This is a genomic window from Actinomadura sp. GC306, assembly GCF_004348665.1.
Taxonomy (GTDB): Bacteria; Actinomycetota; Actinomycetes; order Streptosporangiales; family Streptosporangiaceae; genus Spirillospora.
Map to the genome: position 1 here is coordinate 1 of NZ_SMKM01000209.1, position 11,984 is coordinate 11,984.

Below are 11,984 nucleotides of genomic sequence, written 5' to 3' on the forward strand. Positions count from 1 at the left end.
CAGGAAGCGGGCCGAGCCGACCGTGCGGGCCGCTCCTCCGGCGTGGACGGTGCAGGCGGGGCAGGGGCTCACGTCCGGGACGGGGCTGCGCTACGACGGGACGATGACGGTCGGCGGCAGGCCCGTCCAGGTGCAGTTGCGGCTGACCCCGTCCGGGATGGCGACCGGAATGCTGACCGCGGGGCCGGTAACGGCCAATGTCGTCGCGATCGGCGGGGACACCTACATCAAGGCCGGGCCCGCGTTCTGGCGCGACTACGTCGCGGACGTGACCAAGACGGAGTACTACGCGGGCCGGTGGTCCAAGGCGCCGAAGGCGCTGCCCGGGTTCGATGTGCCGGACGTCCTGGGGCCGGAGTCCATCGCCCGGATGCTGGCCCAGGCGCCCGCGAAGCCGCCCACGGAGACCGTGAACGGCGTCCCCGCGTACGTGGTCAGGGCGCAGGGGGCGGAGTACCTGATGGACGCGGCGGCCCCGCACCGGCTGCTGTCGGTGCGGGCCGGCGGGCCGAACGCGCCGGTGCTCACCGTCGCACCCGTGGCGGCGCCGGCGACTCTGTTCGCCGAGCTGCGGCCCCGCGTCGCGAACCTCGGCGGCGCCGCCGACCCCGGGCTGCGGTTCAAGCCGGGGGCGCTGACGTTCGCCAACTGCGACCAGAACACCAACGGCTGCACCGTGACCGTGCCCGCGACGCTGGCCGAGCCGGCGGGCGCGGTGCCGGACGGCGCGCGGGTGGCGCTGCGGGCCTCGCTGTCGTCCGGCGACCGGCCGCTCGGCGGCTGCACCGCGTCGCAGCCGGTGCCCGCGGACCGCACGATGACGCTGCGGTGCACCGTCACGAGCAGGCAGTGGCGCACCTGGATGCAGCGCGCCCTCGACAACCCCGGCTCGTACCCGTACGCGGCGACCGCGCATGTCGTCGGGGAGGCCGTGGCCGAGGACGCCGTCGAGAAACTCCTCGCCCGGGTCGACCGGGAGCGCGCCTCGGTGGTGCCGGCCGCCCCGCCGACGCCGGCCGGGCCGGGCTCCTCGGCGGGTGGTTCGGGGGCTCCGGAGGCCGCCACCTCGCAGGCTCCCGGAGGGTCGTGACCGCGTTTGACCAGGGGCGGTGGCCTAGAACGGATTTCGGGCCATCTACACTGCGGGCTGTGAACTCCACGCCGGTGGGGAGCCGGAGCTCCTCGACGAATCCCGCGCGGCTGGTCAGACGGTTGCACGTCGACCTGTGCCGCCAGCGCAGCAGCCTGTGTTCGGGGTGAACTCGGGGACCCGTCCAGGTCGTACATCCGGATAGGACCTGCCCGAATACCGGGGAGTCGCGTGAACCTCGCACTGAAGTGATACCTCTTGTGCTATACGGGGTCACGACCTCCCTGGAGCGGGACGTCACATGACGGGCGGAGCGGTGGCCGCGGTCCATGCCTCCCATGACCGGCGGTCACCGGAAACCGGACGGCGCCGGGCAGCACCTGCCTTCGTCCCGGTGAGCAACCCGTCCCCGTTAACCCATCCCACCCCGGACATACCATGAAGGTAAGCCTAAGTAGCATCACGATCCTGGGTGCCTCCCCCAGGACGGGTGCTGCGCGTCGAGGAGGTCTTCCTCTGTGACCAAACAGGTCCAGCAGCTCGACCGCGTCATCATCCGTTTCGCCGGAGACTCCGGCGACGGCATGCAGCTGACCGGCGACCGCTTCACCCAGGAGACGGCGGCGTTCGGCAACGACTTGTCGACGTTGCCGAACTTCCCGGCCGAGATCCGCGCCCCCGCCGGGACCCTGCCCGGCGTGTCCAGTTTCCAGTTGCACTTCGCCGACCACGACATCCTCACGCCGGGCGACGCGCCCAACGTCCTGGTCGCGATGAATCCCGCCGCCCTCAAGGCCAACCTCGGGGATCTCCCCCGCGGGGCGGATCTGATCGTCAACACCGACGAGTTCACCAAGCGCAACCTGGCCAAGGTCGGCTACGCGACCAACCCCGTCGAGGACGACTCGCTCGCCGAGTACCGGGTGCACGCGCTGCAGCTCACCTCGATGACGGTGACGGCGCTCGCCGACTTCGACATCACCAAGAAGGACGCCGAGCGCGCGAAGAACATGTTCGCGCTGGGGCTGCTGTCCTGGCTGTATCACCGTCCCACCGAGGGGACGATCGCCTTCCTGGAGCGTAAGTTCGCCAAGAAGCCCGAGATCATGAAGGCCAACATCGCGGCCTTCCAGGCGGGGTGGAGCTACGGCGAGACGACCGAGGCGTTCTCGACGCAGTACGAGATCAAGCCGGCCGAGCACGAGCCGGGCCTCTACCGCAACATCACCGGGAACATCGCGCTGGCCTACGGGCTCGTCGCGGCGGGCGTGCAGAGCGGGCTGCCGATCTTCCTCGGCTCCTACCCGATCACGCCGGCGTCGGACATCCTGCACGAGATCTCCAAGCACAAGAAGTTCGGCGTGCGCACGTTCCAGGCCGAGGACGAGATCGCCGCGGTCGGCGCGGCGCTCGGCGCCTCGTTCGGCGGGTCCCTCGGCGTCACCACGACGTCCGGGCCGGGCGTCGCGCTGAAGAGCGAGACGATCGGCCTCGGCGTCGCGACCGAGCTGCCGCTGCTGATCATCGACGTGCAGCGGGCCGGGCCGTCCACCGGGCTGCCGACCAAGACCGAGCAGGCCGACCTGATGCAGGCCATGTACGGCCGCAACGGCGAGGCGCCCGTCCCGGTGGTCGCGCCGCAGTCCCCGTCGGACTGCTTCGACGCGGCGCTGGAGGCGGCCCGGATCGCGGTGAAGTACCGCACGCCGGTGATCCTGCTGTCGGACGGCTACCTCGCCAACGGCTCCGAGCCGTGGCGGCTGCCGGACGTGGCGTCGCTGCCGACGATCGAGCCCGACTTCGCGGCGCCGGACCAGGAGGACTTCCAGCCCTTCGCCCGCGACCCCGAGACGCTCGCCCGCCCGTGGGCGATCCCGGGGACGGCGGGGCTGGAGCACCGGATCGGCGGCCTGGAGAAGGCCGACGGGTCCGGCAACATCTCCTACGACCCGGCGAACCACGACAAGATGACCCGGCTCCGCCAGGCCAAGGTGGACGGGATCGCGAACGACATCGAGCCGCTCGCGGTGGACGACCCGTCCGGCAACGCGCGGGTGCTCGTGCTGGGCTGGGGCGGGACGTTCGGCGCGATCTCCGCCGCCGTCCGGCTGGTCCGCAAGGAGGGGCGGAGCGTGGCGCAGGCGCACCTGCGGCACCTCAACCCGTTCCCGGCGAACCTGCCGGAGGTCCTGCGCTCCTACGACAAGGTCATCGTCCCGGAGATCAACCTCGGGCAGCTCGCGATGCTGCTGCGCGGCCGGTACCTCATCGACGTGATCGGCTACAACCAGGTCCGCGGCCTGCCCTTCAAGGCCGAGGAGCTCCAGGGCGTCATCCAGGATGTGATCGAGAGTGAGTGACAACGGAGCGAACGGCACCGGCACCGCGAACGGCCGGTCGCTGCTGTCCCTCGTCCCGAAGGCGGACGAGAAGCAGTCGATGAAGGACTTCAAGACCGACCAGGAGGTGCGCTGGTGCCCCGGGTGCGGTGACTACGCGATCCTCGCGGCGGTCCAGTCCTTCCTGCCCGAGCTGGGGCTGCGCCGGGAGAACATCACGTTCGTGTCCGGCATCGGCTGCTCGTCGCGGTTCCCGTACTACATGAACACCTACGGGTTCCACTCGATCCACGGCCGCGCGCCGGCGATCGCGACGGGCCTCGCCACGTCCCGGCCGGACCTGTCGGTATGGGTGGTGACCGGGGACGGCGACGCGCTGTCCATCGGCGGCAACCACCTCATCCACGCGCTGCGCCGCAACGTCAACCTGAAGATCCTGCTGTTCAACAACCGGATCTACGGGCTGACCAAGGGCCAGTACTCGCCGACGTCCGAACTCGGCAAGATCACCAAGTCGACGCCGATGGGGTCGCTGGACGCGCCGTTCAACCCGCTGTCGCTCGCGATCGGCGCGGAGGGCACGTTCGTCGCCCGGACGATCGACTCCGACCGCAAGCACCTGCAGTCGGTGCTGCGGGCGGCGGCGCAGCACCGCGGCACCGCGCTCGTGGAGATCTACCAGAACTGCAACATCTTCAACGACAACGCGTTCGAGCCGCTGAAGGACGCGGACGTCCGCGACGACGTCACGGTGCGGCTGGAGCACGGCGAGCCGATCGTGTTCGGCGCGGAGCGCACCAAGGCGCTGCGCCGCAACGCGGCCGGGTCGTTCGAGGTCGTGAACGTCGCGGACGTCGACCCGTCCGAGATCGCCGTGCACGACGCCCACAACTCGGACCCGTCGCAGGCGTTCGCGCTGTCGCGGCTGGACCAGCCGGCGTTCGAGCACACCCCGATCGGCATCTTCCGCGACGTGGACCGCCCGTCGTACGACGAGCTGATGCGGGCCCAGCTCGACGACGCCGTCCAGTCCGAGGGGGAGGGCGACCTGGCGGCGCTGCTCGGCAGCGGCGACACCTGGCGCATCGACTAGCACGGCGGCCGAGTCATCGGCCGAGCACGATCCGAAGGCCCGGTCCCGGTTTCCGCCGGGGCCGGGCCTTCGGCTTTTGGAAACCCGGGGAACGGGGCACCGTTCATCACATGATGAGCAACCGGGGATCTCCCGTGGCCGCATTCGGCCGGGAGACGGTGCGGGACGGCGGCTCCGGCTGACAGACTGCTGAACGGATCATGGGAGCCGGGGAGGTGACGATGCGGGTCATTCCGCGCCGCAGCAGGAATCGTCGGCAGGACGAGGATCCAGCGCGCGACCCGTCGTCCGAGGAGTCGTCCGCGAAGCCGCCCGAGGGCGCTGCCGAGGAGGCGTCCGGCGGCTCCGGAACCGGGGACTCCCCGGCCGTCCCGGACCCCGCCCCGCAGTGGCCGCCCTCTCCGGCGCCGGACGACGCGGCCACCCGGCCCCTCGACACCGCCGGTGCCCAGCCCGCACGCGGCGAGCAGGCGACGGCCGTCCTGCCCGCCGTCCCGGAGGCCGGTGCGGACGCGGGCACGGAGGCCGCGCGGCGGCGGGCGCGGGCGGCCGAGCGGCAGCGCATGGCGGCGGAGGTCAAGCGGAGCCGGGCGGCGCGGCGCGGCCGGCCGCAGAAGGAGCTCCCGTCCGCCGCGAGGGCCGCCGACCAGCACCGTTCGGCGATGCTCGTCATGGTCCTGACGCTGGGGCTGCTGATCGCCGCGGTCGCGGTGACCGGCGCGCTGATCGCGTCGTCCATGCGGACGCAGCCGGTCACGCTCGCCGCGCCGCTGCACATCTACCCCGTCACGCAGACGACGCAGGGGCAGTGCCCGGCGGGGACGCAGGGCATCACCGGCCAGTCCGGGACGGGCCCGACCTGCTACGGGCTCGCGCAGGGCATCGCGATCCGCAAGGTCGCCGACCTGCGCGTCCAGAAGTCGCGCGTGCAGCCGGGCGGCCACGACGTGGCGCTGACGCTGCGGCCGGCCGACCGGAAGGCGTTCGCCGACCTGACGCGGGCGACGGTCGGGCGCGACCTCGCGTTCGTCGTGCGGAACCGCATCGTCACGCTCCCCCGCGTCGACATGGCGATCCTGGACGGGAAGGTCGTCGTGACCGGCCCGCAGGACCGCGCCTCGGCGAACCGGCTCGTCCGCGAGCTGAAGGGCCGCCGCTGACCCCGGCCCCCGGCCGGGCGACTCACAGGTGGCGGGCGGCGATGTCCTCGACCGGCGTCTCGGCGGGGGGCTCGGCGGGGCCCTTGCCGCGGCTCGCGGAGCCGCGCAGCGGCACCTCCTTCAGCGCCAGCACGGCGACGAACCCGAGCGCCGCCACCGGAATGCCGACGAGGAAGACGGTCTCCAGCGCGCTGCTGAAGCCGTCCCGCACGATGTCCTTCACCGGCTGGGGCAGCCGCGCGATCTCGTCCGGCGAGCCGAGCTCGGTGCCGCCGGGCATGGCCCGGATGCCCGCGGCGTGCAGCCCGGCGGAGATCTCGGCCGCGACCCGGTTGGTGAGGATCCCGCCGAACGCGGCCACGCCGACCGCGCCGCCGAGGCTGCGGAAGAACGACACCCCGGACGTCGTCGAGGCCAGGTCGCGGGGCCCGGCGGCGTTCTGCGCGGCGAGGATCAGGATCTGCATCGTGAGGCCCATCCCGACGCCGAGGACGGCGAGGTCCACGCCGATCAGCACCGTCGACGACCCGGTGTGCAGCCGCGACAGCATGAACATCCCGACGACGACGCAGCCGAGACCGAGCACCGGGTAGATCTTGTAGCGGCCGGTGCGGGTCACGGCCTGCCCGGACGCGATGGACGTGACGAGCATGCCGAGGACGAGCGGCAGCGTCATCAGGCCGGACGCCGTGGGGCTCATCCCCTTGACGATCTGCAGGTACTGCGGCATGTAGATCATCACGCCGAACATCGCCATGCCGACGCAGATCGAGATGAGCGACGTCAGCACGAACATCCGGTTGCGGAACAGCCGGGGCGGCAGGATCGGGTCGCGGGCGCGCCGCTCGGCGACGACCGCGAGCCCGGCGAGGACGACGGTGCCCGCGCCCATCGCGTAGGTCCATGGCGAGTTCCACGGGAACTCCGTCCCGCCCATGGACAGCAGCAGCATCAGCATGGCGGCGCTGCCGGTGATGGTGATCGCGCCGAACACGTCGATGCTGGTGTCGCGGCGGACCCTCGGCAGCCGCAGCACCCGCTGGATGACGAAGAACGACACCACGGCCAGCGGGACGCACACGTAGAAGGTCCAGCGCCAGCCGAGGGCGTCGGCGTCCACGAGGAAGCCGCCGAGCAGCGGGCCCGCGACGGTGGAGACCCCGAAGACGGCGCCCATGAAGCCGGCGTAGCGCCCGCGCTGCCGCGGCTCGACGACGTCGCCGAGGATCACCTGGGCCAGCGCGGCGAGCCCGCCCGCGCCGAGGCCCTGGCCCGCGCGGAACGCGATGAGCTGCCCGATGTCCTGCGACATCCCGGCGCCGATCGACGCGACGACGAAGATCAGCAGGGCGGTCTGGAACATCAGCTTGCGGCCCGCGATGTCCGACAGCTTGCCCCACAGCGGGGTCGAGGCCGTCATGGTGAGCAGCGCGGCGCTCGCGACCCAGGCGAGCTTGTCCTGGCCGCCGAGCTCGCCGACGATCGTCGGCAGCGCCGTGGCGATGACCGACGTGGAGAGCATCGAGGTCAGCATCGCCATCATGAGCCCCGAGAGGATCTTCAGGATCTGGCGGTGCGTGTACTGCGGCCGTACCGGTTCGGGCTTCGCCCCTGACTCCGGCTCGCTCTGCGGATCCGCCGCCGGACCGTGCGACGCCGCGCTCGTTCGAGCCACTCTGCCCCCATGCCGGCCCGCGGGCCGGCCGACTTGATTACCTGTGCTGTACATGTATGGTATGTAGACGCTTGTTTACTTGCAACCCGGCGGGCGCCGGGACCGGCGGCGCGCCGGTGAGCGGAACGGATGGGCTGGTACCGCCGATGCGGGTCGAGGAGGAGATCGGGGGCGCCGGGGCGCCCGGCACGGAAGCGCCCCGGCGGCCCCGGCGCGACCGGGAGGCGACCCGGCGGCGCATCCTGGGCGCCGCCCGCGACCTGTTCGGCGAGCACGGCTACGACGGCGTCACCGTCCGGATGATCGCCGCGCGGGCCGAGGCGAACACGGCCCTGGTCAACCGCTACTTCGGCTCCAAGGCGGCGCTGTTCGGCGAGGTCCTCGCCGGGGAGTCGGTGCTGCGCGGGGTCATCGCCGGCGACCCCGGCGGGCTGCCGCGGCGGCTCGCGGAGCACTTCGTCCGGCAGCTCGACCCCGGCCGCGTCACGCCGATCTCGCGGATGCTGGACCGGTCGGCCGGGCACCCCGAGGTCAAGAGGATCCTCCTCCACTACCTGGAGAACGTGATCATCGAGCCGATGACCGCGCAGCTCGCGGGGCCGGACGCCCGCGCCCGCGCGCTGCTCGCGTCCACGATCCTGATGGGCGGCGCACCCGTCCGGCGGCTGCTCGGCACGAACGACCTGCGCGCCGCCGATCCCGCGGACCTCACCGACCGGCTGACCGCGATGTTCACCGCCGCACTCGCCCCGCCGCCCGTCCGCTGAGCCGAAGCCCGGGGCGGGCCGCGCATAGGCTGGTCCACCATGAGGCTCGGGGGCGCGCTCAGGACGCGGTGGAACCGGACGGGACACGCCACGCGCCTGACCGCCGCCGCCACGGCCGCCGCACTCGCCGCCGGAGGCGCGGCCTGGGGCGTCGCGGCCGGTGACGAACCGCGCGTCCGGTCCGCCGACCAGCGCATCACCGTGGTCGACGGCCCCGCCGACGACCAGCGCGTCACGCTCGACACCACGTTCTACCGGCCCGCCGGCCGCACCCCGGCACCGGCGGTCCTGCTCGCGCACGGCTTCGGCGGCAGCAAGGCCGACGTGGCGGACGAGGCGCGCGGCCTCGCCCGCGCCGGCTACGCGGTGCTGACCTGGTCGGCGCGCGGCTTCGGCCGCTCCGGCGGGCAGATCGCGCTCAACTCGCCCGACTACGAGGTCAAGGACGTCCGGCAGCTCGTCGACTGGCTCGCGCGGCGCCCGGAGGTCCGGCTCGACGGGCCCGGCGACCCGCGCGTCGGCATGGCGGGCCGGTCCTACGGCGGCGCGATCGCGCTGCTGACCGCCGCGCACGACCGCCGCGTCGACGCCATCGCCCCGATGATCACCTGGCACAGCCTCCCGGACGCGCTGTTCCCCGACGCGGCCGGCGCGGACCCCTCGGACGGCGTCTTCAAAAAGCTCTGGGCGGGCCTGTTCTTCACCGGCAGCGCCGGGCCGACGGCGTGCGGCCGCTTCCTGCCGTCGCTCTGCGCGATGTACCAGGAGGTCGCGGAGACGGGCCGGCCCACCGCGTCGGCGATCGAGACCCTCCACCGGTCGAGCCCCGCGTCCGTCGCCGACCGGATCAGGGTGCCGACGCTGCTCGTCCAGGGGCAGTCCGACTCGCTGTTCCCGCTGGAGCACGCCGACGCCAACGCCCGCGCGATCGCCGCGAACGGCGCGCCCGTCTCCGTTGTGTGGTTCCAGGGCGGCCACGACGGCGGCGACCCCGAGACGGAGCGGATCGGGGACATGGTCACCGGCTTCTTCGACGCGCACCTCAAAGGCACCGCCCCGCCCGACCCGGACGGCTTCACGGTGACGCGGGCGGGCGGGCTCGACTCGTCCGCCCGGGAGGTCGTCGTGGCGGAGGCGACGACGCGCAGCTATCCCGGCCTTACCGGCGATCCGGTGGAGCTGCCGCTGATCGGGGGCGAGCAGCCCGTGCACCATCCGCCCGGCGGCTCCCCCGCGGCGATCTCCGCGCTGCCCGGACTCGGTTCGCTCGACTCGCTCCCGGCCGGCGGCGGGCTGCCGACCGAGATGCCCGGACAGGCCGCGTTCTTCGACACGCCGCCGCTGGAGCGGCCCGTCCAGCTGACGGGCGCCGCGACCGTCCGGCTCCGGGTGGACGGCGACGGGCCGCTGTTCGCGAAGCTGTACGACGTCGCGCCCGGCGGGACGGCGACGCTCGCACGACGACTGCCCGCCGCGTTCCAGGCATCGGGGGACGTCACAGTGCGGCTCCCCGCGATGGACCACCGCTTCGACCGCGGCCACCGGATCCGCCTCGTCGTCGCGACCACCGACATGGGGTTCGCGACACCGGACGAGCCTGCGTCCTACAAGGTGCAGGTGGTGTCGCCGCTGACCGTCCCGACCGTGCCTTCACTGTCGACGGCTTCTGCACCCGTCCCGCATTGGGTCTGGGCCCTCCCAATGGGCGCCGTCGTGGTCTCGCTGGTCATCGTCCTAACGGGACGTCACCGCCGCGCAGACGACAAGGACAGCGAGATCCCGCTGGAGATAACGGGCCTGACGAAGGCGTACAAGAACGGCCACCTCGCCGTCGCCGACCTGTCCTTCCGCGTGGAGAAGGGGCAGGTGCTAGGACTACTGGGCCCGAACGGTGCGGGGAAGACAACGACCCTGCGGATGCTCATGGGCCTGATCCACCCCGACTCGGGCGAGATCCGCATCTTCGGCCACCACGTCACTCCCGGCGCCCCCGTCCTAGCCCGCCTGGGTTCCTTCGTAGAGGGGCCTGGGTTCCTCCCCCACCTCTCCGGGCGCGACAACCTGGACCTCTACTGGCGCGCCACTGGCCGTCCCCTGGACGAGGCCCACATGGACGAGGCGCTGCAGATAGCCGACCTTGGCTCAGCCCTAGACCGGCCCGTCCGCACCTACTCGCAAGGGATGCGGCAGCGTCTCGCCATAGCGCAGGCCATGCTCGGGCTGCCGGACCTGCTCGTCCTGGACGAACCCACCAACGGCCTCGACCCGCCGCAGATCCGCGAGATGCGACAGGTCCTCGTCCGGTACGCCGCGGCCGGCCGGACGGTCATCGTCTCCAGCCACCTGCTCTCCGAGGTCGAGCAGACCTGCACCCACGCCGTCGTCATGGCGGGCGGCCGCCGCGTCGCCGCGGGCCCCGTCGCGGACCTCGTCGGTGCGTCCGGCCGCCTGGAGGACGCGTTCCTGCAGATCATCGGGGAGGGACCATGACCGGCTACGACGTCCGGCGAACCCTTCCATTGCGGGTGGAGGCCGTCCGCCAGTTCCGGCGCCGCCGCACCCTCGTCGCGTTCGCGATCCTGCTCGCCCTCCCGTGGGTCCTGGTGCTCGCCTTCAAGATCGGCGGCGACCCGTCGCCGGACGGCGTCCCCAGCCTGGTCGACGTCGCCACGTCCGGGGCCCTCAACTTCGCGCTGTTCACCCTGTTCGTCGCCACGGGCTTCCTGCTGGTCGTCGCCGTCGCCCTGTTCTGCGGCGACACCGTCGCGAGCGAGGCGAACTGGGCGTCCCTCCGCTACCTGCTCGCGGCCCCGGTCCCCCGCGCCCGCCTGCTGCGGCAGAAACTGATCATCGCGCTCGGCTACGCGGTGCTCGCCGTGCTCGCCCTCCCGCTGATGTCACTGGTCGCGGGCACCGCCGCCTTCGGCTGGGACGACGTCGAACTCCCCACCGGGGGAACCGTCCCGGCCGGCACCGCCCTCGGCCGGATGGCGATCATCCTCGGCTACGCCCTCGTCTCCCAGCTCGTCGTCGCCGCGCTGGCCTTCCTGCTGTCCGTCACCACCGACTCCCCGCTCGGCGCGGTCGGCGGCGCGGTCGGCCTCGTCATCCTCAGCAACATCGTCGACGCCGTCACCGCCCTCGGCTCCTGGCGCGAATTCCTCCCGACCCACTGGATGTACGCGTGGATGGACGCGCTCCAACCCGACGTCCAGTGGACCGGCATGGCCAAGGGCGCGGCCCTCTCCATCGCCTACGCCGCCGTGCTTCTCGCCCTGTCGTTCCGCCTCTTCCGCTCCCGCGACATCGTCTCCTGAGCGATCATCCGGCGACACAGCGCGACGAACATCTGCTGAAAATCGGTCGAACCGGCAGTGTCCGTCGCATAAGCTCATCCGAACCTCGCGCCCCACAGGCGCGTCCAAGGGGGCAAGGATCGACAGCACGTCGATCACCGGGTTAAGCCCGCCCCGATGGGGGGAGATGATCACCATGGCACGGCAGCAGCTCATCAAGCGTCCCAAACCCCCACGTCAACCGAGCCCGCCCGACCTGCGCACCCCGTCCGGCCGCCTCCTGCCCTACTGACCGCGGTCGACGCGGGGAAGACGCGCCAGGAACCTGTCCCGATCCACCACCACCCGCTCGACGCGCCCCTTCCCCACCACGACACCCCGCTCATCGGCGGCCTCGACCTCGAACACCAGCCGCGCACCGTCGATCTCGGCGAGCACGGCCGCCACGGTCACCCGCATCCCGACCGGACTGGCCGCCAGATGCTCCAACTCGACCCGCGTCCCCACCGAGGTCCGCCCTACCTCAAGCCCAGCAACCGCCTTGACGGTGGCGGCCTCCGCCAG

9 protein-coding genes are annotated in these 11,984 nt (G+C 72.4%); 7 read left to right on the top strand and 2 right to left on the bottom strand.

All coding sequences use genetic code 11. The annotated features are described in order from the left end of the window. From E1200_RS33920 to E1200_RS24390, 4 genes are all read left to right on the top strand, one after another. The coding region (locus E1200_RS33920) for a hypothetical protein (RefSeq protein ID WP_165950443.1) at window positions 1-1,090 on the top strand (1,090 nt) is incomplete at its 5' end. Between the two features lie 518 nt (window positions 1,091-1,608). Then, window positions 1,609-3,450 (top strand): 2-oxoacid:acceptor oxidoreductase subunit alpha, encoded by a 1,842-nt coding sequence (locus E1200_RS24380; RefSeq protein ID WP_131954404.1) that lies wholly within the window; start codon window positions 1,609-1,611, stop codon window positions 3,448-3,450. Beyond that, complete coding sequence (locus E1200_RS24385) at window positions 3,443-4,522, top strand: 2-oxoacid:ferredoxin oxidoreductase subunit beta (RefSeq protein ID WP_243708803.1); 1,080 nt, start codon at window positions 3,443-3,445, stop codon at window positions 4,520-4,522. Before E1200_RS24380 ends, E1200_RS24385 begins: the two co-directional genes overlap by 8 nt. A gap of 221 nt (window positions 4,523-4,743) precedes the next feature. Then, window positions 4,744-5,682, top strand: coding sequence for a hypothetical protein (locus E1200_RS24390; RefSeq protein WP_131954405.1), 939 nt, complete (start codon window positions 4,744-4,746; stop codon window positions 5,680-5,682). 22 nt (window positions 5,683-5,704) lie between these two features. Here the strand turns inward: E1200_RS24390 and E1200_RS24395 are convergent, their stop codons facing one another. After that, window positions 5,705-7,357: an MDR family MFS transporter gene (locus E1200_RS24395; RefSeq protein WP_279484994.1), complete on the bottom strand. Its 1,653-nt coding sequence runs from the start codon at window positions 7,355-7,357 to the stop codon at window positions 5,705-5,707. A gap of 116 nt (window positions 7,358-7,473) precedes the next feature. Here E1200_RS24395 and E1200_RS24400 point away from each other — a divergent pair, with 116 nt between their 5' ends. Genes E1200_RS24400 through E1200_RS24410 form a run of 3 tightly spaced genes read left to right on the top strand, consistent with a single transcriptional unit; the run spans window position 7,474 to window position 11,441 of the window. Next, on the top strand, window positions 7,474-8,124 hold the full coding sequence (locus tag E1200_RS24400; protein ID WP_243708804.1) for a TetR/AcrR family transcriptional regulator: 651 nt from the start codon (window positions 7,474-7,476) through the stop codon (window positions 8,122-8,124). A 39-nt stretch (window positions 8,125-8,163) separates the two neighbouring features. After that, window positions 8,164-10,614 (top strand): alpha/beta fold hydrolase, encoded by a 2,451-nt coding sequence (locus E1200_RS24405; protein WP_131954407.1) that lies wholly within the window; start codon window positions 8,164-8,166, stop codon window positions 10,612-10,614. Next, window positions 10,611-11,441, top strand: a complete 831-nt coding sequence (locus E1200_RS24410; protein WP_131954408.1) for an ABC transporter permease subunit — start codon at window positions 10,611-10,613, stop codon at window positions 11,439-11,441. The genes E1200_RS24405 and E1200_RS24410 overlap by 4 nt, the downstream gene beginning before the upstream one ends. Window positions 11,442-11,705: 264 nt before the next feature. Here E1200_RS24410 and E1200_RS24415 read toward each other — a convergent pair. After that, window positions 11,706-11,984 (bottom strand): thioesterase (locus E1200_RS24415; RefSeq protein ID WP_207933524.1); only part of this gene is annotated, 279 nt, incomplete at its 5' end.

What these genes read in the sequence shown, in the direction of transcription:
- E1200_RS24390 (WP_131954405.1), top strand. Translation starts at nt 4,744, where the DNA reads ATGCGGGTCATTCCGCGCCGCAGCAGGAATCGTCGGCAGGACGAGGAT.
- E1200_RS24405 (WP_131954407.1), top strand. Translation starts at nt 8,164, where the DNA reads ATGAGGCTCGGGGGCGCGCTCAGGACGCGGTGGAACCGGACGGGACAC.
- E1200_RS24410 (WP_131954408.1), top strand. Translation starts at nt 10,611, where the DNA reads ATGACCGGCTACGACGTCCGGCGAACCCTTCCATTGCGGGTGGAGGCC.